Genomic DNA, 25473 nt, shown 5'->3' on the forward strand with positions numbered 1-25473 from the left:
ATTGAGTTTTTTGTTTTTGGCACGATGCTTGTAATTATGTAAGTGTTCAATCTTAAAACAAATAATTATGAAACAAGTATTCCTATTATTATCAGCAATTCTCCTTAGTGGGTTTTCTGTTAATGCAGACACAAACACAACGATAGATAATGGTGTGATTAATAACTCTTATGTCAAAGGTTATGGTAATTCTTTCATTTTTACTGAAGCAGGAATTGAGTTTTCTATTTATGCAGATGGTCAATTTGACTTTTATATGCCTAGCTATGGACCTCAAGTTAGCGTAGAAATTAATAATAGAAACACTAATATTAGCTTTAATACAGGATATGATTATGGCGCATATGTACAATATGACGAGTTTGGAGCTGTTATTCAAGTTGAAAACACACCTATTTATTATGACTATTACGGTCGCGTTAATCAAGTAGGAAATGTTTATATTAACTATAATAACAGAGGCTACATTAGTCGTGTTGGAGGATTATATGTGCACTACAACCGCTACAATCGTTATTCTCATAGTACTGGCTTTATAAATATTTACAACAGAGCTTATGTTTACAGACCTTGGCATGCATATTATGTAATTCCACCAGTAAACTACTGTGTACTTTATACAACACCTTATAGAAGACATTATACACCAATTAGATATAGATACGACAGACCTTACGTTAATAATTACAGACGTACTACTGCTGTAGCAAGTCGAAGAGGTAATACGATTTCAAGAAATAGAGCTTTAGCCTCTAGAACAGAAGGAAGAGCACCAAGAGCTACTACTACACCTAGAACTAGAAACAATAGGGCTACTGCAACACCAAGAACAAGAGGTAATGCAACAACATCTAGACCTAGAACAAATAATACTGTAAATACTAAACCTAAAACAAGAGGTAATACGGTTAACACAAAAACTAGAGACAATAAAGTGATTACTGCAACACCTAGAACTAGAGGTAACACTACAAGTATACCTAGAACTAGAGGAAATCAAACAACAACCTCTAAACCTAGAACCAGAACTAATACTAAAGTAAATACAAGAACAAATAGAAGTAATACGCAGGTTAATAAACGTACGACTTCTAAACCTAGAACTACGACTTCAAGAAGTACATCGTCAAGACAAAATACTTCCTCTTCAAGAAGTACTAGATCTAGAAATTAGAAAAGACTAATAACTAGTCGATTGAATAGAATTCCTACTAAGGTTGTTTGCCCTAAAGCAACTTTAAGTAGGTTTTTTTTATGGAATAAAGCGATTTAATATTTTTGAAATATCTTCTGATAAATTAAATTTAAAAACAGTTAATCCATAGATTATAATTAAAATTAACGTTTTAGCGACAATGCTAATAATGGGATTAAAATTAAATTCCCAAAAAAACAAACTTAAACCACAAATCAATATTAGTAGTGTTGTTTTTATGGTAGCTAATGTAAACGGTTGAATTTTAAATTTTTTATACACAAACAATAGTTTGATTGTATTGTATGTAAAAATAGTAATACAACTTGCGTATGCAGCTCCATTTATTCCATACAACGGAATAAAAACAAGGTTTAAAACTACGGTTAGTATTGCTAATAAAATCCCAAAGACTAGCACTACCCTATAATAATCGCTATTAAAAAGTATGGCATTATTATTTCCAATAAGGTTGTCTGATAGTTTAGCAAGACCAATCACTAAAACCACCAAAAAGCCTTCGCTATAATTTTCCGGAATTAAAAGATATAACTTATTGATATTTATTATAATACATAAAAATATAAATCCGCTAATAATAAATAAGTTAATAGAACTTTTTTGATAAAGTGTTTTAAGTTCAACCTTGTGACCTTCATTTAAAAGCTTAGAGGTTAAAGGGTTTGCTATTTGATGCATTGCTCTAGCAGGAACACCTATAACCGTAGCAATATAAATAGCTACACCATAATAGGCAACATTATTAAGCGCCTGAAACTGACCAAGCATAAACTTATCTATCTCTAATATTATATTAGCCACAGAGCCTGCGATTATAATTAAAGCAGAATATTTTAAAATACTTCCAACATTAGGGATTTTAGTTAATTTAAAAACTGGCATCCTAAGACTAAAAGCATATAGTTTCATAATTAAGGCTCTGACAATGTATGTAATAACAATCCCATAAATTAATTGATCTACATTTAGGTAACCAAAATAAAGACTTAAAAGTAATAACGAGGTAATAAATCTGTGAAAGACCTCACTCATAAAATTACCAAATACGCTTTGTAATTGCACCTTACTCCAAGCGTAAAACACTTCAAAATAGGCAAAAGCTGCTGCACAAATGTATATTAACCAAGTATAGTCCTTTATAATAGTATTTTCTTTAGATAGCCAATTGGCAATCAAATCATATGCAAAATGCGTAATTAATCCTAACGGAACTATTAGAAGTAATGGTAAAAGCAACATTAAACTTAAAAAGCTATTTTGTGATTGTCTGGTTTTAAAGGACGAATAAAACTTAACAATTGTATTATGCACGCCAAAAGCCATAAAAGGCATTAAAATACTGGCTGTAGACAAGATAAAAGTGATTAAACCAAAATAAGCTTCGCTAACAAATTGAGTATATAAAAATATAACGTTAACAGCACCAATACCAAACCCAAAATAAGTTATTATAGTATTTTTAATAGATTGATTAACGACTATTCCCATATATTTTATACCATTTATATTTTAGGACTGATTAATCAAATCTGCTAACTTTTTTGTTAACTGTTGTCTTGAGTAACCTTGTAATCCTATTGGATTAGTCTTTAAATTATTTTCAGTGTAAGCTTTATAATACTGCTTAATACTATTTTTTAAAGCATCATAATCATCATAATTAAAAAATTGACCAGTGTTAGTTTTTGTAATAATTGAAGCTACATCTGCTCCTTTTGGTCCAATTGCAACAATTGGTCTATTAGCAACCATATACTCAAACAATTTACCAGGAATAATTGCTTTAGTATCTTCCGAGTTTATTTCAATCAACAATAATAATTGTGATTTTTTTTGAAACTCAATAGCTTTATTGTGAGGTACATATCCAACATAATTTAAACTACCACTTAAACCATTTGTTTTAATAGATTGTATAACATCTTTACCTACTTCTCCAATTAAATTCAACTGAAAATCCTCTGCAAATCTAGTCTCCTCAATCATCAATTCGCTAAGCACTTTCCAAAGTACTTCTGGATTTCGTTTAGATAGTAACGACCCAATATGTGACAATGTAAACTTTTTATCTAAGGTATTTACAACTACTTTTTCGTTATCATAACCATTAGTAATTACATGGATAGGTTGACTTGTAATACCCTCAAATTCGGTTTTAGTACTTGGGCTAGTTACAATAATTTTGTCAGCATTATTAAGCACTTTTTTTTCTAATGCCTTATGTTTATTTTTAGAAGCTTTAGTTAATTTTAGTTGCTTGTGATAACCTATTGTAGTCCATGGATCTCTAAAATCTGCAATCCAATTGACACTATGGTTTTCTTTTAATTTTAAACCAATTAAATGTAAACTATGTGGTGGTCCAGACGTTATAATTGTATCAATATTAAAATCTAAAATGTAAGTAGATAAGTAGTTGTAGGACGGTTTTACCCAGTTTTTTCTGGCATCAGGAATAAAAAAATTACCTCTAACAAACAACATCAAACGCTCCATAAGGCTTTGCTTGCTTTTTTCAGCAATAATCCCTTTACTAATGGTTTTACTTTTTTTAGAAAACAATTGTGCCAATTTGTAAGGCTCCTTTATTGGTTGCTTAAGCACTGTAACACTTGGATTAACTTCACTTTGCAAAGTTGCATCTATAATTGGGTAATTAGCATTGGATGGACAGTATACAACAGGCTCTATATTAAATTCTGGTAAATATTTTACAAATTTTAACCAACGCTGTACACCTGGTCCTCCTGCAGGAGGCCAATAATACGTAATAATTAGCACCTTTTTTTTATCCATAATGTAACGCTTTCGCGGAAATTGAGCCTCGTGTGATTACTCCTCACTAATCTTATTCATGCTTTTTACACCATAAATCAAACCTCCAAGAACTAATAATACCAGTAAAATAGAACTAGCTAACGCTATCGTACTACCAGATTTAACAACATCAGGTTCAAACTTAAATTCAATAATATGTCTACCCTTTGGTACTTCTAAACCTCTTAACGCATAGTTTACTTTAGCATGTGGTTTTAACACACCATCAATATAAGCATTCCATCCAGAACCATAATACATTTCTGAAAACACAGCAAAACCATCATTTACATTATCCGACTGATATTTAATATAGTTAGGCTTGTAATCTAAAGTTTTTATTGAAGCTAAAGAGTCCACAACTAAAGTTTTAGGAAGATTAGTTTTATCAGAAACACCTTCAGAATAAATAGCTGTTTTTTTAGTATCTAATGTGTCTAGAGCCAAAATTTCTGCATCAGCAGAACTTACTTTTTCAGTGTTTTCTACAAACCAAGCATTACCATTAGCGTCATTATTTACAAACGGAAACGGACTACCATCTTCTCCTTGACCAATTATGTATTTCGCGTTAAGCATACTTAATACATTAATATTGTTTTTAGAGATATAAAATTCGTATAAATCTTGATATCGTTTTGGTTTTGCAGCATGATAACCACCTAAAGCATTATGAAAATAGCTAGTTTTAGCTCCTCCAGACGTTAAGTCATACACGCGATAATTAGTATTATCCTTAAGTATCTCTAAATCTGCTTTATTGGCTTGATAAGGACGCTCCATTTGTAACTTAGATACAAAATCTTCGTTATTAACGTAACGTTTATCTACGCTAACTAAATCTATTATAATTAATAATCCAAGAATGACTATAACCTTAGTTTCGTTAAGTTTCTTTTTCAAAAAGAAATAGATAACACCTGCTGCTAATAGAACAAACAACAATGTTCTAAGCGTATCTTGTGTAAAAAAGCTAGCTCTATCTTCTCTTAAAGCATCCAAAAATGCTTGTCCATTACCTTCTCTAATACGACCATCAATACCTCCAACAAAATCGATTATTCCAACAGCTTTTCCTAATAAAAATAGGATTGCTAAACCTGCTGTAATAATTACTGTGTTTTTTAAAGCCTTAAGTTTTTCTTCGGTTTTAACAACATCATTAAACAACCTAACTAGAGCAAAAACAGCTAAAACAGGAATACATAATTCTAAAATTACTTGTATTGAGCTGACAGCTCTAAACTTATTATATAATGGTACATAGTTAATAAATAAATCTGTTAAGAATTCTAGATTTTTACCATAAGACAATAATAAAGACAGTATAGTTCCTCCTAATAACCACCATTTTAAACGACCTTTAACTAAAAACAAGCCTAACACAAATAAAAATATTACAACTGCTCCAACATAAGCTGGTGCTTCTACTATGGTTTGGCTTCCCCAATATGTTGGTAGACCTTTAGTATATTCTCTAGCGTCTGCTGGTGGCACACCTTGATCAACAATGTATTTATACACTGCAGAATCTTCGCCTACATCTTCTCCGCTTCCACCACCTAAAAATCTAGGTACAAATAGGTTAAAAGTTTCTAGTTTACCATAACTATATTCTGTGATATATTCTTTACTTAAACCGTTTGTGTTTTCTCTTTTAGACCCATTGGCATTGATAGTTAACTCGCTTTTACCACGTGTACTCTCCTTAACATAATCTTGTGTAGCTAAAATATTAGTTGCATTTAAACCTATTGCCAAGATTACTGCAGCAAATAACACACCTACAGCTTTAAAAAAGTGAGGCAACATATTTTTACGATAAGCATCTACCAAATAAGCGACACCTAAAACTAAGACTAACAACATTAAATAGTAAGTCATTTGGTAATGGTTAGCCACCAACTCTAATCCCATAGCTATGGCTGTCAAGATAAAACCGTAAACATACTTACCTCTAAACGTTAGTATAATACCACTTAAAACTAATGGCATATAAGCTATTGCATGTGCTTTGCTATTATGTCCTACACCCAAAATTATGATTAAATAGGTAGAAAAACCAAATGCCAAAGCACCTAATCCTGCCAATTTCCAATCCACTTTTAAAACCAAAAGCAGTATATAAAATCCAGCAAAATAAAGAAATAAGTAATCAGCTGGTCGTGGTAAAAAACGCAACGACAGGTCTAACTTTTTAATATAATTGTGTGGGTATTTTGCTCCTAATTGGTAGGTTGGCATACCTCCAAATGCACTATTAGTCCAATAGGTTTCTTCTCCAGAATTAGTTTTAAAATCCTTTTGTTGTTTTGCCATTCCTGTGTAGTGAACAATATCACTTTGGTAAATGACTTTTCCTTGTAAAACAGGACTAAAATAGGCTAAAGAGCAAACAATAAATCCTACCAAAACTAAAAGATGAGGTAAGATTTTTTTAAAAGAAAATTGCATAAAAAGTTTTAAAAAGTATGAGGTTGAAAATTACTCAATTTCTTCGTAATCTACATACTCTCCTACATTTTTATTTGAAGATTTATTATTAGGCATTTTATCTATAGTTATCTCGCCTTCTTTTTGAGCTGGCTCTTGTCTTTGTTGGTTAAACGCACCTCCAAAACGCTCGGTTGCTTTTTTAGCTGCATATTTAAATAATGCAGGTGCAAACAAACGAGATAAGATTTTTAATCCGTAGTAAATTAATGCTATTATAAGTATGGTTCTTAATAAAGCCATGTTGAAATAAAAGTTAAATTATCAATACTTTAACAAAAATACAATTCTTCAGTTTTAAATTGAGTTTTAAATACTTAAAAAAAATATAAAATCTTATATTTGACTTTAAACAAAAACATATGCTTAACCCAAAATTAATTGTAACGTATATTCTCTTATTAGCAAGTTTTACTGCTAATGCCCAATATACTGAAGTAATCAACTCTAACAGACCAGGTGTATCTAGAAGTGCTTTTGCAGTCGGAAAAAATGTGGCTCAGCTTGAGGTTGGACCTTACATTCTTAAAGAAGAGCACACACCATTAAAAAATGAAGCTTCAGGTTTTGGTATTGACTTTGCAGCGCGTTATGGTTTAGTATGGGAAGAACTAGAATTAAATATAGAAGGTACTTACCAAAATGATACATTTACAGATAATCGATCTACCTTATTTCCATTAGAAACTGATCGTGCAAATTTTAAATATTTAACATTAGGTGCAAAATACTTAGTGTACGATCCATATAAAAAACGTGGTGAGGAGAAACCTAATATTTACAGCTATCATGCTAACAAAAAATTTAAATGGAGTAATTTAATTCCAGCTGTAGCTGTATATGCTGGTGTAAACTATGATGCTAAAGATAATGTTTATGTGCCTTATAGTAATCCGTTTTCAAGCCCAAATTACGAAGGAGGTTTTACACCTAAAGTAATGGTTGCAACACAAAACAACTTTAATAGTGGTTGGGTTTTAGTTATGAATTTTGCCAAGGACAGGATTGGGTCGGATTTTTCAGATTTTCAATACATAGTTACTTTAACCAAGTCCATTACTGACCAATGGGTTTTATTTGGAGAAACTCAAGGCATAAAAAGTGATTATTATGCAGACAATTTATTTAGATTTGGTGGAGCATATTTATGGAGTAAGGATTTTCAGTTAGATACTGCAATTACTTTTAACACAAAGGACACACCTTCGGTTTTTAGCTTTAACTTTGGCGCATCTTATCGTTTAGATTTCCATAAAGATCCTGAAGCTGATATAGATAATGGTACTGATGTACTTGAAGAATACGAAAGAAAAGCGAATAGAAAGAAAAATAAGAATAAAAAAGATAATGATTCTGACACACCAGAAGATTCAGGTAAACGAAAAAAAGAAACTCAAGAGATTGATTTTGATGACGAAAACTAACCCTTTCTTTTTTATATGATTACAACCAAAAAAGTAGTATCAAAAGCAGATTATAAAGCGTTTGTTAAATTTCCCTTTGAAATATACAAAGACTCTAGATATTGGGTTCCACCTATTATTAGTCAAGAATTAGCAACATTTAATGCAAAGAAAAACCCTATTTTTAATGATGCCGAAGCAACACTGTTTTTAGCCTATAAAGACAATAAAGTAGTTGGTCGTATCGCTGCAATTATAAATTGGCTAGAAGTAAAAGACCAAAACATAAAAAAAATGCGTTTTGGTTGGTTTGATTTTATTGACGATCTAGATGTTAGTAAGGCGCTTTTACAAGAGGTTTACACCATTGGTCATGCAAATAAGCTAAACTATACGGAAGGTCCTGTAGGTTTTTCTAACTTAGATAAAGTTGGAGTTATTACAGAAGGATTTGATGCGATAGGTAACATGATTACTTGGTATAATCACGCCTACTATGTCAACCATTATCAGTCACATGGTTTTTCTGTTGAGAAAAAATATTCTGAAAGTCGTTTTCCTTTTAAAAACGTAAAACCCGAATTTTTCTACAAAGCACAAGAATTAATAAAAAGACGCTATCAGCTTAAAGCTTTAGACTTAAAAAAAACATCCGAAGTCATGCCTTATGCAGATCAAATGTTTGATTTATTTAATGAAAGCTACGCCTCACTATCTTCATTTGTTGCGATTACAGATATTCAAAAAGAATATTTTAAAAAGAAGTTTATAAGTTTTATTAATCCAGAATATATCAAATTTGTTATTGACAAAGACAACAAATTGGTAGCATTTGCTGTAGTTATGCCTAGATTTGCGGATGCATTACAACAAATGAAAGGTAAATTATTACCATTTGGATTTTTAAAATTATTAAAAGCTAAAAAAGAAAGCAAAGACGTTATGTTTTACTTGATAGGTGTCCATCCTGAGTATCAAAATAAAGGTGTACATGCTGTTATTTTTAACGAATATTACAACACGTTTACTGAAAGAGGAATACAAACCTGTTATAGAACACCTGAATTAGAGGATAACGAAGCTATACATAAAATTTGGAAACACTTTGATCCAGAGGTATATATAAGACGTTGTACTTTTAAAAAAGAATTATAAATCATCAAGAGCTTACTAATACTATAGAAGCTCTTTTTTTTTAATAATTATTTTAAGCTATACTCTCTAAGCCTTAATCATAACCTTTAAGAAATAACTATATTTAATCAAAGATGAATTATATAATGAAACATCTGATTATTAAAACAAAAAAATCCGATTCAAATGAATCGGATTTTTAACTAAATTTTATTTTTGTTACTCTCCCATTGCTTTCATTAAAGCAGCAGACATACGCTTGTAAGTACCGTTTTCTAAACGTTCTCTAATAGCATCAAAAGCATCTAAAGTTTCAGTCACATCTTGTAATGTATGCGTTGCAGTAGGAATCATACGTAAAAGTATTAATCCTTTTGGAATTACTGGATACACAACAATAGAACAGAAAATACCATAGTTTTCTCTTAAATCTCTAACTAAAGCCATAGCTTCTGGAATACTTCCATTTAAATATACTGGAGTTACACAACTTTGTGTTGTACCAATATCAAAACCTCTGTCTTTAAGTCCAGATTGTAACGCATCTACAATTTTCCATAAGTTTTCTTTTAACTCAGGCATTGTGCGCAACATATCTAAACGCTTTAATGCACCTACAACCAATTGCATTTGCAATGATTTAGCAAACATTTGCGAACGTAAATTATATTTTAAATAGTCAATAATTTCTTGATCAGCAGCAATAAATGCACCTGTACTAGCTAAAGACTTAGCAAAAGTTGCAAAATACACATCAATATCATCTTGTACACCTTGCTCTTCTCCTGCTCCAGCACCAGTTTTACCTAAGGTACCAAAACCATGTGCATCATCTACAAACAGTCTAAAGTTATATTTTTTCTTTAAAGCAACAATTTCTTTTAAACGTCCTTGCTCACCTCTCATACCAAATACACCTTCAGAGATCACTAAGATTCCTCCTCCAGTTTGTTCTGCCATTTTAGTAGCACGACCTAAGTTTTTCTCTAAACTTTCAATATCGTTATGCTTATAAGTAAATCGTTTTCCGTGGTGTAATCTTACACCATCAATTATACAAGCATGTGCATCCACATCATACACAATAATATCGTCTTTACCAACTAAGGCATCTACGGTAGACACCATACCTTGGTAACCAAAGTTTAATAAGTAAGCTGCTTCTTTATGTACAAACTCAGCAAGCTCGTTTTGTAGTTGCTCGTGTAAATCTGTGTGACCAGACATCATACGTGCTCCCATTGGATAAGCAGATCCGTATTGTGCTGCAGCTTCTGCATCAACCTTACGGACTTCAGGATGGTTAGCAAGACCTAAGTAGTCATTGATACTCCATGTAATTACATCTTTTCCTTGAAATTTCATACGATTAGAAATTTCACCTTCCAATTTAGGAAACACAAAGTAACCTTCTGCTTGTGCAGCCCATTTACCTAGTGGTCCTTTATCTTTGTATATTTTTTCAAATAAATCTTTCATTGTAAAACGCGATTTTTAAGCTACTATTGTTAGATATATTAGCTTAAGCTATTAAAATTTAGTTAGATGCTACAAAATTATGCATTTTTATTATACGTGCATAACAAATAACCTATGTATTATTAACAAAAAAAGTTAATCTTAATACAACTAAGATTAACTAATCTGTCTATTATTTAATTATTTACTTAATATATTGAATGCTTTGCGCAGCCTCTTCATTTTTACTATCAAAAAAGCCTTGATCACTCATCCATTTGTCACTGTAAATCTTACTCATGTATCTAGAACCATGGTCAGGAAAAATAACAACAACATTATCTGTATCCTTAAATGTGTTAGATTCATTAAGTTGTTTTAAGGCTTGCATTGCAGCACCAGATGTGTAGCCAACAAACAACCCTTCGGTTTGTGCTAACTCTCTAGCAGTATGTGCGCTTTCTTCATCTGTGACCTTAATAAACTCATCTATTGTGTCAAAATCTGTCGCAGTAGGAATTAAATTTTTTCCTAAACCTTCAATTCTGTATGGATAAATTTCTTTATCGTCAAACTCTCTAGTTTCGTGATATTTTTTTAATACCGAACCATAAGCATCAACACCAATAACCTTAATGTTTGGATTTTGCTCTTTTAAATACTTAGCTGTTCCAGAAATTGTTCCTCCTGTACCACTACATGCAACTAAATGCGTTATTTTACCTTCTGTCTGGTTCCATATTTCTGGTCCAGTAGAATTGTAATGTGCATCAATATTTAGTTGATTAAAGTATTGATTAATATAAACAGATCCTTTAATTTCTTCGTGTAATCGTTTTGCTACTTGATAATAACTTCTTGGATCATCTGCACTAACGTTTGCTGGACAAACATATACTTTAGCTCCCATGTTTTTTAACATGTCAATCTTATCTGCTGAAGATTTTGAACTAACTGCCAAGATACAATCATAACCTTTAATTACACTAACCATTGCAATACTAAATCCTGTATTACCTGATGTAGTTTCAATTATTGTGTCTCCTGGTTTAAGTATACCTTGCTTTTCTGCTTGCTCTAATATGTATAAAGCGATTCTATCTTTTGATGAATGACCTGGATTAAAGGCTTCAACCTTTGCTAGATAATTCCCTTTAAAACCTGAAGTAATTTTTTTTAGTTTTATCATTGGTGTATTACCTATTAGGTCTAATACACTATCAAAAACTTGTTTATTTTGTTCCATAAATGCTATTTAAAAGCTACTTATTTTGAGTTTTGAAACTCAAAACCTCGCAAAAATAAGCATTTTTTTTGATTATTTATTGATTCCTTCCAATTCGAATAAAAATACATATTCTAAAGCGACTTCCTTTAATGCTTCAAAACGTCCAGAAGCTCCACCATGTCCTGCATCCATGTCTGTTTTAAGTAGTAAAATATTTTTATCTAATTTACAGTCTCTTAATTTAGCTACCCATTTTGCAGGTTCCCAATATTGCACTTGCGAATCGTGCAAACCTGTAGTGACTAACATATTTGGATATGCTTGAGGTGTTACATTATCATATGGCGAATATGACTTCATGTAATTGTAATAATCTTCTTCATTTGGATTTCCCCATTCGTCATATTCTCCTGTAGTTAGTGGTATACTATCATCTAACATAGTCGTTACAACATCTACAAAAGGTACTGCAGCAATAACACCATTGTATAATTCTGGATTCATATTAATTATTGCTCCCATTAATAATCCTCCTGCACTTCCACCCATTGCATAAAGGTGTTGAATAGAGGTATATTTGTTTTCAATTAAAAATTTAGAACAATCTATAAAATCTGTAAATGTATTTAATTTGGATTTTAGTTTTCCGTCTTCATACCAAGGACGACCTAAATATTCGCTACCTCTAATATGAGCAATTACATAGATAAAACCTCTGTCTAACAAGCTAAGTCGTATTGAAGAAAAATAAGGGTCTATTGTTGCTCCATATGAGCCATATGCATATTGTAATAACGGACTATTTCCGTCAAGTTTTGTTCCTTTTCTATACACTACAGACATTGGTATTTTTACGCCATCTTTAGCTGTTGCCCAAACCCTTTGTGATATATAATTGTCTTTATTAAATGAATCATCTAATACTTGCTGCTCTTTTTTTACCGTTTTTGTTTTAGTCTTTAAATCATAATCGATTATCGAGCTTGGTGTTGTTAAAGAATTAAAAGAGTATCTTAAATAGTTGCTATCAAAATCTGGATTATTACCTATGTCTGCTGTGTAGGTTTCACTTTCAAAATCTAAATAATAGTCTTCTTTACCATCCCAACTAATAATTCTTAATTGATTTAAACCATTTTCACGTTCGTTTACAATTAAATAATCTTTAAAAATCTCAATATCTTCTAATAATACATCTTTACGATGCGGAATAACATCCTCCCAATTAGCCTTATCTGTATTGGTTTCGGCTACTTTTTGAAGTTTAAAATTGGTTGCTTCATCCTTATTTGTAATGATGTAAAAATTATCTTGATAGTGAGCTATTGAATATTCAAGGTTTCTTTCGCGCTCTTGAAAAATTTTAAATTCACCATCAGGTGTATTGGCATCTAAAAATCTATATTCGGTTGTTTGCGTACTTGAACTTCCAATTACTAAATACTTTTTAGACTTGGTTTTATACACAAATGTATTAAAGGTGTCATCCTCTTCATGAAAAACGACAGTGTCATCAACACTATTTTGACCTAGTTTATGCTTATATATTTTATCCGATCGTAAAGTAACTTCGTCTTTTTTAGAATAAAACAGTGTTTTGTTATCATTAGCCCAAGTTGAGCTTCCTGTGGTATTTTCTATTTTATCCTCAAAAACTTCATTTGTAACTAAGTTTTTAATAAACAATGTGTATTGTCGTCTGCTAACAGTATCAATAGAATAGCTTACTAATGTATTATCTGGACTAATTGAGATACCACCTAATTTAAAATAGCTATAGCCTTTAGCCATTTTATTACAATCAAAAAGAATTTCTTCTTCAGCGTCAAGATTATCTTTTTTTCTAGTGTAAATTGGGTAATCCTTTCCAATTTCGTATCTAGTTATATACCAATACCCATTTAATTTGTAAGGTACACTTTGGTCATCTTCCTTAACTCTTGACTTCATCTCTTCAAATAAAGACTTTTGAAAAGTTTCTGTATGTTTTAAAACAGATTCAGTATAAGTATTTTCAGCATTTAGATAATCTAAAACCTCTTGGTCCTCTCTTTGGTTTAACCAAAAGTAATTATCTACTCTGACATCATTATGTATACTAAGCTTTTTTTCTATTTTTTTTGCAATAGGTGCAGAAACGTTAGTGCTAACTTTCATCATTTTAAATCTTATTTTTCTGAAGAGCACAAATGTAAAACTTAAAATTAGTTTGAATTATACTTTATTGATATTTAATTGCACTTAATATTTACTTATAATTAATAAATTTGCAGGATTAACTTTAAAATCAAATAAAATGTTTGGAGATTTAATGGGTAAATTAAAAGAAACCCAAGAAAAAGTAGAGGCTACAAAAAAAAGGATGGATACCGTTTTAATTGACGAAAAAAGTACAGACGATTTACTTAAAGTAACATTGACTGCCAATCGCGAAATTAAATCTATTACAATTGATGATGCTTTATTAGAAGATAAAGAACAATTGGAAGATTATTTAATTTTAGTACTTAATAAAGCTATAATTAAAGCTACTAATGTAAATGAAGCTGAAGTTGCTGCTGTCGCTAAAGACGGAATGCCTAACATTCCAGGAATGGATATGTTTAAATAATTTATTTTATACAAAGTAAAAAAGGAAGCCAAATTGGCTTCCTTTTTTTTATTTATGAAAAGTATTTACTAAATATTATTCAGCATCGATAACTCTAAATTGAGTACGTCTGTTTGCTAAATGCTCTCTTTCTGTACAAGATACACCATCAGAACATCTGTTAGTTAATCTAGTTTCACCAAATCCATTTGATACAATTCTTGAAGAATTGATTCCTTTAGAGATTAAGTAGTTAGTTACAGCTTGAGCTCTTCTTTCTGATAAAGATCTGTTAGACTCTTTCGAACCTCTTGAATCTGTATGAGAAGCAATCTCTACTGATACACCATTTTGTAAAACTGGTAATAATTTAGCATCGATTTCTCTTTTTGAAGCTGCTGTTAAAGTAGCAGAACCTAATTCCCAGTTTACATTAAGATCATTATAAGCTACTAACTTACAATCTACTTCTGCCCAAGATGTTAATCCACCTTTAGTTTGTAGTACTTCTTTAGTTACAGTTTTGTTAACCGCAGGAACAGTTACTTCTTCTACTCTAGCATCGCTAGCTAAAACCGTTTTCTTGTACGTAGCAGTTTTTTGAGGCACTTCAATAACTCTTGTTGTTGGAGGTGTTACCATTACTGTACGCTTCATTGTAGTAGATGTTGAAGGAATATCAACAACTCTTGTAGATTCTGGAGTTATAACAGTTTTTCTGATTGTAGTCATTTTTGCTGGTACATCTGTCGCTCTTGTTGTTGGAGGTGTAGCCATTACTGTACGCTTCATAGTAGCAGTAACTTCTGGAATAGCTGTTACTCTTGTTGTAGCTGGTTCTAAAACCACAGTACGCTTCATTGTTTTAGTTACAGCAGGAATTTCAATAACTCTTGTTGTTGGAGGTGTTACCATTACTGTTCTCTTAACTTCATTAGTTACAGCAGGTATAGTAATAACTTTTGAAGTTGGAGGAGTTACCATTACAGTTCTCTTAACTTCTTTAGTTACAGCAGGAATATCAATAACTCTTGTAGTTGCTGGAGATACTAAAACTGTTTTTTTGATTGTTTTAGTAATAGCAGGAATATCAATAACTCTTGTTGTAGGAGGTGTTGTCATTACAGTCTTTTTAACTGTTTTAGTTACAGCAGGAATATCAATAACTCTTGTTGTTGCAGGCGTTTGAACTACACGTCTAGTGTAAGTACCCATACCACAATCTTCAGCATTGTTCTCACCTTGATCACATCCTGGCTTAGTAATAACTTGAGCATCATTAGCTAACTCTGTAGTGTTAACTGTAATGTTTTGAGCAGGTATGTTTTTATAACACCAGTATCTACAATCGTTAGGATCGTTTGATTGACAATCAACAGCTGGAGTATCACTCATTCCCCATTTAGCAGTTGCAGGCTTAACTTCGATAGTTTGGTAACCAGAAGTAAACTTAGCAGGTACTACAGTTAAAGTAGAACCAAATTGTTGTTTCTTATAAGATAATGTTTCAGTTCCCCATTTTGCAGGTATAACTTCTAAACGTTGGCTAGCATTTTGTACTACAACTTCAAAACTTTCAGATCCATATTGAGCAGGAACTATCTCTACTCTAGAAGATGCAGGTTGTACAACAACTTCAACATTTTCAGTTGTCCATTTAGCTGGAACAACTTCTAAACGTTGACCTCCAGAATTTACAACAACAGTTTCTGTTCTTGTTTCGTATTGTGCTGGTACAGTTTCTAACTTAGTGTAAGCAGCTTGTACAACTACAGTTTCTGTTCTTGTTTCATATTGAGCTGGTACAACTTCTAAACGTTGACTAGCTTCTTGAACAACAACTTCAAAACTTTCAGATCCTAGCTTAGCTGGAATAACTGATAAAGATTGTGCAGCATCATTAGATACGATTTGAAAATTCTCTGTAGCATATTTTGCAGGTACTACTGATAATTCTTGATAACCTGGTTGAGTCATCATCTCTTCTGTAGTAGTATCTGTAGATCCAGCAACTTTCTCTAATCTCTGAGAAGCTTCTTGCGTCACTACTTCAAAAGATTGAGTTTCGTATTGTGCAGGTACTACAGATAATTCTTGTCCTGCAGACTGTACAACAAACTCCTCATTCTCTGTTCTGTATTGAGCAGGAACAACTTTTAGCTTCTTGTACGCAGGAGCAACTTGCACTGTTACATCTTGGTTAACCCATACATCTGGAGTCACACAACGTTTGTAACATTTTCCTGGTTCAGGATTTGTTGGTAAATCTTGTGCGAATGCAATGGTGCAGACTACAAAAGATAAAAATGTTAGTAATACTTTTTTCATTTTTAATAATTTAAATGGTTATTTGATAAATATATAGCCGAACTAATAACGACTGTTCACTTAACGACTGTTCACTAATTTCAAGCAAAAAAAATACATATCAAACTATTATTACTTTTAATTCTTAATATTTAGTTAAAATTCGCCAAAGAGTAAATAAAAGCGTTAAACAACAATTGTTTTTTAACATATATTAAATCAAAAAAAATTACTAAAAAATAAATTTTACAATTTACTTATCACTTCTAACACTCTATCGTGCTGATTATCATCATAATTTAAATGCGTTACCAATCTTAACTTATTGCTTCCCATTCCAATTATCTTAATATTTTTGTCAGAAAGTGCTTCCAAAAATATTTTTTCTGAATATTTATCATTAAGCTCAAAAATTACAATGTTTGTTTCAACAGGTTCTACCTTTTTAACAAATGAAGATTTGGTTAATGCAACTTCTAATTCAATTGCTTTTTTATGGTCTTCAGCTAATCTATTAATATTATTTTCTAGAGCATATAATCCTGCTGCTGCTAAAAAACCACCTTGTCTCATTCCACCACCTAAAATTTTTCTAATTCTAATTGCATTGCTCATTATAGTTTCATCTCCAACTAAAACAGATCCTATTGGACACCCTAAACCTTTACTTAAACAAATCGAAATAGTATCAAATGCTTCTCCATATTGTAAAGTCGTTTCGTTTTTAGCAACTAAGGCATTCCAAAGCCTTGCTCCATCAAGATGAAAACCTAAATTATGATTCTTACAGACTTGTTTGATTTTTAATATTTCATTAAAATCCCAACAGGCTCCTCCTCCTTTATTTGTGGTGTTTTCAATTTCGACTAAAGTTGTTAACGGACTATGGTAAAAATCGGGAGGATTAATGGCTTCAATCACTTGTTTTGCAGTAAACATACCTTGTGTACCATCTAACAAATTACAAGATACACCACTATTAAAAGAGGCTCCTCCACCTTCATAATTATAAATATGTGCATACTTATCGCAAATAACTTGGTCGCCTGGATTAGTATGTAATTTAATGGCTGTTTGATTAGCCATAGTACCACTAGGAAAAAATAAGGCATGAGACTTGCCAAATAACTTAGCAATTTTATGCTCAAGAGCATTTATGGTTTCATCTTCCTTATATACGTCATCTCCTACTTGTGCAGACAACATTGCTTCCAACATTTCTGGACTAGGTTTAGTTACTGTATCGCTTCTTAAATCTATAGTCATATTAAATATATTATTACAGTATAAAACTATTAAAAATTGTTGGCAAATATTTTTAAATGTTAGTAATAATTCTATTTTTGTTGTAAACCAAAATTAATATATGATCACTTTAGAGAATATAAAAGATCTTAATACTCGCCTGACATCGTTAAGGCAATATCTTTGACATTGATGCTAAGCTAATTGCGCTTCAAAATGAAGAAGAGCAAACTTTTGATCCCAGTTTTTGGAACGATTCTAAAAGTGCAGAATTGGTAATGAAATCCATCCGAGAAAAGAAAAAGTGGATCAATGATTACAACCAATCAAAAGTTTTAATTGAAGATTTAGAAGTTATTTTTGAATTTTTTAAAGAAAACGAAGCTACATTGGCAGATGTAGAAGATCGATATACCAAAGCACTAACTTTAATTGAAGATTTAGAATTTAGAAACATGTTATCTGAAGAAGGTGACAGTCTAAGTGCTGTATTACAAATTACAGCTGGAGCTGGAGGAACAGAAAGTTGCGATTGGGCTAATATGTTAATGCGTATGTATTTAATGTATGCCGAAAAAAATGGTTTTAAAGTAAAAGAACTAAATTTTCAAGAAGGTGATGTTGCTGGAATAAAAACAGTTACCCTTGAGATTGAAGGAGACCATGCTTTTGGATGGTTAAAAGGTGAAAATGGAGTGCACAGATTGGTGCGCATATCTCCTTTTGATAGTAATGCAAAACGACATACTAGTTTTGCTTCAGTTTATGTATATCCTTTAGTTGATGATACTATTGAAATTGAAATAAATCCAGCAGATATAGAAATTACAACTGCAAGATCAAGTGGTGCAGGTGGACAGAACGTTAATAAGGTTGAAACCAAAGTACAATTAACGCACAAACCCTCTGGCATACAAATTTCTTGCTCAGAGACTAGATCACAACACGATAATAGGTCTAGAGCTATGCAAATGCTAAAATCGCAATTGTATGAAATTGAATTACAAAAACAATTAGCACAACGCGAAGATATTGAAGCTGGTAAAATGAAAATTGAATGGGGAAGTCAAATCCGTAATTACGTGTTACATCCTTACAAATTAATAAAAGATGTTAGAAGTGGTCACGAAACAGGTAATGTTGACGCTGTTTTAGATGGTAACATCGAGCCCTTTTTAAAAGCCTATTTAATGATGATGGGACAACAAGAAGTAGATAACGAAAACCTTTAAAAATGATTAAAATTTATCATAATCCAAGATGTAGTAAATCTAGACAAGGGTTACAATTATTAGAAGATTCTAATAAAAAATTTGAAGTTATTAAGTACCTAGAAACCCCTTTAACAGAAAAAGAATTAAAGGAAATCTTATCGCTTCTAAAAATAAAACCAATAGATTTAGTGAGAAAAAACGAAGCTATTTGGAAAGAAAACTACAAAAACAAAACCTTAACAGATGCCCAAGTAATAGAGGCTTTAATTAATAACCCTAAATTAATTGAAAGACCAATCGTTACTAATAACGACAAAGCTGTTATAGGTCGACCAACAGAGTTAATCTCTAGCATTTTATAGTATATAATTATTAATAGCAACCAAAATTTCCCTTAAACCAATGATAGTAATATATCACAATCCTGAGTCTTCAGACTCAAACGCTTGCTTAAAAATACTTGAAACACATAAACACGATCACGAGGTCATAAAATATCAAGATAAGCCATTAGATAAAATTAAACTTGTTAAAATAATTAACATACTTAACATTAAACCTGAAGAGCTTATTAGAAAAGAAAGTAAAATTTGGGTAGAAAACTTTAAACATTTAGAAGATGATGGTCACCTGTTTAATGATGACAGCTTGATAGATATAATGATTGAGTATCAAGACCTTATTGAAAGACCAATAGTCATAAATGGCGAAAAAGCTGTAATAGGCAAACCTGCAAAACGTATTTTTGATATCATTCCGCAGCAAAAAGCAACGCTATAATTACTCGTTTTTTATTTAACAAACCTTTAACCAAACCTACTTAAACCTATCGGTATTTTTGCGGTCATACTAAGAAAACCAAACTTATGACTAAAAAAATTATTTCATTTTGCGTATTAATTTTATGCCTGAATCTTGCGTTGGCACAAAATAATGATCAAAAAATGGTAACCATTAAAGGAAAAATACTTGAAAAAGATACCAATGCACCTTTAGAGTATGCCACTGTAGTATTTAAAAACACAACTAATCCTGCAGATCTTTCTGGAGGTATTACTGATGCTTCTGGTAATTATTCAATCGAAATTAAATCAGGAACCTACAATGTTAGTTTTGAGTATATTGGTTTTAAAACCGAAGTTTTACCAAACAAATCCATAACAGATAATCAAACCTTTAAAACGCAATACTTATCTATTGATGCTGAAGCTTTAGATGAAATTGAAATTATTGCTGAAAAGACAACAGTTGAAATTAGACTGGATAAAAAAATATACAACGTAGGAAAAGATTTAACTGTACGTGGTGGAACTGTAAGTGATGTTTTAGACAACGTACCATCAGTATCTGTTGATGTTGAAGGTAATGTTGCTTTACGCGGAAATGATAACGTACGTATCCTTATTAACGGTAAGCCATCAGGATTAGTTGGATTAAATTCTACCGATGCATTAAGACAATTACCAGCTGAATCTATTGAAAAAGTTGAAGTTATTACTTCGCCTTCTGCTAGATATGAATCCGAAGGAACAGCAGGTATACTTAATATCATATTAAAAAGAAGTAAGTTAGAAGGATTAAATGGTGCCATCACAACTAATGTTGGTTACAATCCTTCAGCAGGAATTAATGGAAACATAAATTACAGAACTGGAGATATTAATATCTTTAATACTACTGGTTACAGCTATAGAGAAGCTCCAGGAAACTCGTTTACATCAACACAATACAAATCAACTGGAAATTTTTTAGACGAAACAAATACTTTTGATCGTATTAGAAAAGGACTTACTACTAATTTTGGTGTAGAATGGTATGTAAACGATTCTGCTTCATTAACAACATCTGTTTTGTACAGAGATAGTGATGATGAAAACAGCACGACCAACCTATTAGAACAATTTGACACAAACCGAAACTTGCTGTCTACAACCGTTAGATTAGATCCAGAGTTTGAAGAAGACAAAACAATACAATACGCTTTAAATTTTCAAAAAAATTATAGCGATAGTGGACACGTTTTAACTTTTGATTTTCAATATGAAGATAGCTCAGAAAACGAAAACTCATTAGTACAAGTAGATAACGTAATATCAGAACGTGTTGCAACTTTAGAAGATCAACAACAAATTTTACTGCAAACAGATTACGTTTTACCTATTGGTGAAAATAGCCAATTTGAAGCAGGTTATAGAGGTAATTTTAACACCACATCTACAGACTTTCAAGTAGAATTATTGGATTCAGACACTAATCAATTTGAATTAAGCACAGATCTTACTAATCTTTTAAACTTTAAAGAATATCTTAATGCTGTATACACGCAATATGGTACAAAAATTAATAAATTTTCATTTTTATTAGGTCTTCGTTTAGAAAACACACAGTTAACTATTGATCAACCTACAACAGGAGATTACAACAAAAGAAACTTTACAGGATTATTCCCTACCGTTAATCTTAATTACGAGTTTAGTGATAGAGAAAATTTAACTTTAGGTTATGCAAGACGTTTAAGACGTCCTCGTGGATTTTTCTTAAATCCTTTTCCTTCTAGATCAAGTGTAACTAATTATTTTCAAGGTAATCCTAGTTTAAACCCAAGTTACTCTGGTCAATTTGACTTAGGTTACTTAAAACGTTTTGGAAAATTTACATTTAACTCGTCATTATATTATGCACACGCTACAGATGTATTTAATTTTGTAAGTTTTGATACAGGAGATACTGCTATAGTAAATGGAGAGTCGTTACCAATCATACAACGTACACCTATTAATTTAGCAACAGAAGACAGGTATGGTTTTGAGTTTACACTAACTTACAACCCATCTAGAAATTGGAGAGTTAATGGTAACTTTAACTTTTTTCAAAACGACACAAAAGGAACAACTCCAAACGGATTATCTTTAGACAACACAAACAACAGCTGGTTTGCACGTATTAATAATAAATATACATTACCAGGAGAAATTGATTGGCAAACTAATTTAAATTATAGAGGTCCAAGTGAAGATGCCCAAACTAAATCTGAAGGTATATTTACAACAACTATGGCTTTTAGTAAAGATTTATTTGGAGATAGTGCTTCAATAGCCTTTAACGTTAATGATTTATTTAATAGTAGAAAACGTCAACAAAACACTACTACTCCAACTTTTGATGCTTACAGCGAGTACCAATGGAGAGAGCGTAGTTTTAACTTAGCCTTTACATACAGATTTAACCAGAAGAAAAAACGTGTAGAACGTGGAAGCTATGGTGGAGACGATGATTTTGAAGGATAGTATATAGTACTTTTACAGAAAAAAAAATGTTGCTAATAATTATTAGCAACATTTTTTTTTGATTGAGTAATTAGTCTCTAAAATAGATTGTAAAAACAAAAAAGGGAAACTCGTTAGAATTTCCCTTTTTTTATATAATTGATTAAAATTAAGCGTTACGCTTAGCTTTTTTCTCTTCTTTAATCTCGTTTAAACGCTCTATTAAACTTCCTCCAATCCAATAAGGAACTACAAAAGTTATTAAAAATATCATTAACCAAAACCCTATGGTTAAGATAGTTAAAAATGCTAAAAAGCCTAAATATTGGTCAAATTCGAACATAATGTGTTTAATTTCTAGTTTATTATTAGTGCAAAGATAAAGTAAACTTGTTTTTTATACAATACAAATTCAAAAATTATTAACATAGTTGTTAATAACCTTTTAAATTATCCTTTGTTACATCAGATATTAGTCATTTTTACTTAGCGTATGCACCTGATGAGTAAGTTAATTCGTAACTGTGTGTGTACACTTCAAACACAATACCAAATGGATCTTCAACGTAGCACATTTTAAATGGTTTGTCTTCTGGATAATAGGCTCTAATTGGCATTCTTTGTTTTCCTCCATACGCCACAATTTTTTCAACTAGCGCTTCAATATTTGGGTCCTGAACGCAAAAGTGAAATAAACCAGTATTAAAAGGACTAAATTCTGTAGCTTCCTTTACACCATTTGGAAAAGAAAATAATTCTATTCCTATTCCATCAGACGTAGCTAAATGTGCAATTTCAAAAGTAGACCAATCATCTCCAAAAACATCTATACACATCTGCCCTATTGCTGTTTCCTTTTCTTTTTTAACAATAGACGGTTCCATAATTACATACCATCCCATAACTTCAGAATAAAATTTAACAGCTTCCTTAATATCAGGAACCGTTATGCCTACATGAGAAAATGATTTTGGATAAATTTTTATTGTTTCCATATTTTATATTTTTTCTCAAAATTACTATATATTTGCCTTGTAGGCAATAACTTACCTAAAAGTAATATAGTCACCCAAACGAGTAAATTATTGATTATTAGAAACATATAACTAATATTGAGATTATAATAATGAAATGTCCTTTAAATTATACCATGGGTTTGATTGGTACTAAATGGAAACCCTTAATATTGTTTCACTTATTAGATGGTGGTTTACGTTCTGGAATGTTACAACGTAAAATTGAAGGCATCTCTAACAAAATGTTTACTCAAACGGTTAGAGAGTTGGAAAAAGATGGCTTAATAATACGTACCGTTTTTCCTGTTGTTCCTCCTAAAGTAGAGTATAAACTTAGTAAACGCGGACAATCATTAGAGTCTATTTTAAAAAGTATGGATACTTGGGGTTTAGAAGATTGTAAACACGTCGTGTAACTAAAATTAATCAATAAAAAAACTAGCAATTTTGGTCTTTTTTCTACTATAATTCACCAAAGTTATTTTTATTAAAATTTTATAAACAGAGGATATTAAACTCTACAATTTTCGTAATTTCGTAATCTTAAAATTAATCAATCTTTATAATGGAATATAGAATAGAAAAAGATACCATGGGCGAAGTTAAAGTACCTGCAGATAAGCTTTGGGGTGCACAAACAGAACGTTCTAGAAATAATTTTAAAATTGGTAACGTAGCCTCTATGCCTTTAGAAGTGGTATATGGTTTTGCGTATCTTAAAAAAGCTGCTGCTTATACCAACTGCGAACTTGGCGTTTTACCAATTGAAAAAAGAGATCTTATAGCTAAAGTTTGTGATGAGATTTTAAATGGTCAACATGATGATCAATTTCCTTTAGTAATATGGCAAACTGGTTCTGGAACGCAATCTAACATGAATGTTAATGAGGTGATTGCAAATAGAGCACACCAAATTGCAGGAAAAACTATTGGAGAAGGCGAAAAGACTATCCAACCTAATGATGATGTAAATAAATCGCAATCGTCAAATGATACGTTTCCAACAGGAATGCATATTGCTGCATATACTAAGATTGTAAAAACAACAATTCCAGGTGTAAAACAATTGCGTGATACTTTAAAAAAGAAATCAGAAACTTTTAAAAACGTTGTAAAGATAGGTCGTACCCATTTAATGGATGCAACACCTTTAACTTTAGGTCAAGAATTTTCTGGTTATGTCTCTCAATTAGACCATGGATTAAAAGCTTTAGAAAACACATTGCCTCATTTAAGCGAAATAGCTTTAGGTGGTACTGCTGTTGGAACAGGTTTAAATACACCTAAAGGGTATTCTAAACGTGTAGCAGAATATATTGCAGAATTTACTGGACAACCATTTATAACTGCTCCTAATAAGTTTGAAGCATTAGCAGCACATGATGCAATTGTAGAAAGTCATGGTGCTTTAAAGCAATTAGCTGTATCATTAAACAAAATTGCTAATGATATACGTATGATGGCTTCGGGACCAAGATCCGGAATTGGCGAAATTATTATTCCAGCAAATGAACCAGGAAGTTCTATCATGCCAGGAAAAGTAAATCCAACACAATGCGAAGCGTTAACAATGGTCTGTGCACAAGTAATGGGTAACGATGTTGCTATTACTGTTGGTGGTACACAAGGACATTACGAATTGAATGTATTTAAACCAATGATGGCTGCAAATATTTTACAATCTGCGCAATTAATTGGTGATGCTTGTGTTAGTTTTGATGTAAACTGTGCAGCAGGAATAGAGCCTAACCATGAAGTTATTAAAGAATTACTAAACAACTCATTAATGTTAGTAACTGCTTTAAATACTAAAATTGGATATTATAAAGCTGCTGAAATTGCTAATACAGCGCATAAAAATGGAACAACTTTAAAAGTAGAAGCTGTTAACTTAGGCTATGTAACTGCTGAAGATTATGACGAGTGGGTTAAACCAGAAGACATGGTTGGTGCTTTAAAATAGTACATTACAATATATCATAAATTAAAAAACCGATAAGCTTACTTATCGGTTTTTTGTTAGTTAGTTATTAATTATAAATAGGGATGGTTTTAAATAACCATTACAAGTTTATAACTAATTAAA

21 protein-coding genes are annotated in these 25473 nt (G+C 31.5%); 10 read left to right on the forward strand and 11 right to left on the reverse strand.

Going from position 1 to position 25473, the window contains the following annotated elements; all coding sequences use genetic code 11:
• Positions 1-67 precede the first annotated feature (67 nt).
• Positions 68-1174 (forward strand): hypothetical protein, encoded by a 1107-nt coding sequence (locus JM82_RS05955; protein ID WP_186439185.1) that lies wholly within the window; start codon positions 68-70, stop codon positions 1172-1174.
• A 78-nt stretch (positions 1175-1252) separates the two neighbouring features.
• Here JM82_RS05955 and JM82_RS05960 read toward each other — a convergent pair whose 3' ends face one another.
• Genes JM82_RS05960 through JM82_RS05975 form a run of 4 tightly spaced genes read right to left on the reverse strand, consistent with a single transcriptional unit; the run spans position 1253 to position 6769 of the window.
• The gene (locus JM82_RS05960) at positions 1253-2704 is read right to left on the reverse strand and encodes a polysaccharide biosynthesis C-terminal domain-containing protein (protein WP_145001805.1); all 1452 of its coding nucleotides are present in this window, start codon (positions 2702-2704) and stop codon (positions 1253-1255) included.
• A 21-nt stretch (positions 2705-2725) separates the two neighbouring features.
• Positions 2726-4012, reverse strand: coding sequence for a glycosyltransferase family 4 protein (locus tag JM82_RS05965; RefSeq protein WP_145001806.1), 1287 nt, complete (start codon positions 4010-4012; stop codon positions 2726-2728).
• 36 nt (positions 4013-4048) lie between these two features.
• On the reverse strand, positions 4049-6487 hold the full coding sequence (locus JM82_RS05970) for a YfhO family protein (protein WP_145001807.1): 2439 nt from the start codon (positions 6485-6487) through the stop codon (positions 4049-4051).
• Positions 6488-6517: 30 nt separating this feature from the next.
• Positions 6518-6769 carry a DUF4834 family protein gene (locus tag JM82_RS05975; RefSeq protein WP_145001808.1) on the reverse strand — a complete coding sequence of 84 codons (252 nt, stop codon included), beginning with the start codon at positions 6767-6769 and terminating at the stop codon, positions 6518-6520.
• Between the two features lie 119 nt (positions 6770-6888).
• Here JM82_RS05975 and JM82_RS05980 point away from each other — a divergent pair, with 119 nt between their 5' ends.
• Positions 6889-7950, forward strand: a complete 1062-nt coding sequence (locus JM82_RS05980; RefSeq protein ID WP_145001809.1) for a transporter — start codon at positions 6889-6891, stop codon at positions 7948-7950.
• Between the two features lie 15 nt (positions 7951-7965).
• On the forward strand, positions 7966-9084 hold the full coding sequence (locus JM82_RS05985) for a GTP cyclohydrolase (RefSeq protein ID WP_145001810.1): 1119 nt from the start codon (positions 7966-7968) through the stop codon (positions 9082-9084).
• Positions 9085-9282: 198 nt separating this feature from the next.
• Here JM82_RS05985 and JM82_RS05990 read toward each other — a convergent pair whose 3' ends face one another.
• From JM82_RS05990 to JM82_RS06000, 3 genes are all read right to left on the reverse strand, one after another.
• Complete coding sequence (locus tag JM82_RS05990) at positions 9283-10542, reverse strand: aminotransferase class I/II-fold pyridoxal phosphate-dependent enzyme (protein ID WP_145001811.1); 1260 nt, start codon at positions 10540-10542, stop codon at positions 9283-9285.
• A 184-nt stretch (positions 10543-10726) separates the two neighbouring features.
• Complete coding sequence (locus JM82_RS05995; protein ID WP_145001812.1) at positions 10727-11767, reverse strand: PLP-dependent cysteine synthase family protein; 1041 nt, start codon at positions 11765-11767, stop codon at positions 10727-10729.
• 72 nt (positions 11768-11839) lie between these two features.
• Positions 11840-13909, reverse strand: a complete 2070-nt coding sequence (locus tag JM82_RS06000; protein ID WP_409994621.1) for a S9 family peptidase — start codon at positions 13907-13909, stop codon at positions 11840-11842.
• 136 nt (positions 13910-14045) lie between these two features.
• Between JM82_RS06000 and JM82_RS06005 the strand changes: the two genes are divergently transcribed.
• Positions 14046-14360, forward strand: coding sequence for a YbaB/EbfC family nucleoid-associated protein (locus JM82_RS06005; RefSeq protein WP_145001813.1), 315 nt, complete (start codon positions 14046-14048; stop codon positions 14358-14360).
• Between the two features lie 75 nt (positions 14361-14435).
• Here the strand turns inward: JM82_RS06005 and JM82_RS06010 are convergent, their stop codons facing one another.
• Positions 14436-16667 (reverse strand): OmpA family protein, encoded by a 2232-nt coding sequence (locus JM82_RS06010; RefSeq protein WP_145001814.1) that lies wholly within the window; start codon positions 16665-16667, stop codon positions 14436-14438.
• A 225-nt stretch (positions 16668-16892) separates the two neighbouring features.
• Complete coding sequence (locus JM82_RS06015) at positions 16893-17912, reverse strand: threonine aldolase family protein (RefSeq protein WP_145001815.1); 1020 nt, start codon at positions 17910-17912, stop codon at positions 16893-16895.
• A gap of 100 nt (positions 17913-18012) precedes the next feature.
• Here JM82_RS06015 and prfB point away from each other — a divergent pair.
• From prfB to JM82_RS06035, 4 genes are all read left to right on the forward strand, one after another.
• Positions 18013-19123 (forward strand): peptide chain release factor 2 gene (prfB, locus tag JM82_RS06020; RefSeq protein WP_145001816.1). Its coding sequence is split into 2 segments (ribosomal slippage): positions 18013-18075 and positions 18077-19123, totalling 1110 coding nucleotides; the frame shifts between segments, so codons are not numbered across the junction.
• A gap of 2 nt (positions 19124-19125) precedes the next feature.
• Complete coding sequence (arsC, locus tag JM82_RS06025; RefSeq protein WP_145001817.1) at positions 19126-19467, forward strand: arsenate reductase (glutaredoxin); 342 nt, start codon at positions 19126-19128, stop codon at positions 19465-19467.
• Between the two features lie 40 nt (positions 19468-19507).
• The gene (locus JM82_RS06030) at positions 19508-19885 is read left to right on the forward strand and encodes an arsenate reductase family protein (RefSeq protein WP_145001818.1); all 378 of its coding nucleotides are present in this window, start codon (positions 19508-19510) and stop codon (positions 19883-19885) included.
• 86 nt (positions 19886-19971) lie between these two features.
• On the forward strand, positions 19972-22392 hold the full coding sequence (locus tag JM82_RS06035) for an outer membrane beta-barrel family protein (RefSeq protein WP_145001819.1): 2421 nt from the start codon (positions 19972-19974) through the stop codon (positions 22390-22392).
• Between the two features lie 148 nt (positions 22393-22540).
• Here the strand turns inward: JM82_RS06035 and JM82_RS16345 are convergent, their stop codons facing one another.
• Both JM82_RS16345 and JM82_RS06040 read right to left on the reverse strand, forming a co-directional pair.
• The gene (locus tag JM82_RS16345) at positions 22541-22714 is read right to left on the reverse strand and encodes a hypothetical protein (protein WP_162874834.1); all 174 of its coding nucleotides are present in this window, start codon (positions 22712-22714) and stop codon (positions 22541-22543) included.
• A 139-nt stretch (positions 22715-22853) separates the two neighbouring features.
• Positions 22854-23366, reverse strand: a complete 513-nt coding sequence (locus JM82_RS06040) for a VOC family protein (RefSeq protein WP_145001820.1) — start codon at positions 23364-23366, stop codon at positions 22854-22856.
• A 131-nt stretch (positions 23367-23497) separates the two neighbouring features.
• Between JM82_RS06040 and JM82_RS06045 the strand changes: the two genes are divergently transcribed.
• Together JM82_RS06045 and fumC are read left to right on the forward strand one after the other, a co-directional pair.
• The gene (locus JM82_RS06045; RefSeq protein WP_145001821.1) at positions 23498-23803 is read left to right on the forward strand and encodes a winged helix-turn-helix transcriptional regulator; all 306 of its coding nucleotides are present in this window, start codon (positions 23498-23500) and stop codon (positions 23801-23803) included.
• Between the two features lie 149 nt (positions 23804-23952).
• Entirely contained in the window at positions 23953-25350 is a 1398-nt protein-coding gene (fumC, locus tag JM82_RS06050) for a class II fumarate hydratase (RefSeq protein ID WP_145001822.1), read from the forward strand.
• Positions 25351-25473: the final 123 nt, after the last annotated feature.

The organism is Olleya sp. Hel_I_94, assembly GCF_007827365.1.
Classification (GTDB): Bacteria; Bacteroidota; Bacteroidia; order Flavobacteriales; family Flavobacteriaceae; genus Olleya.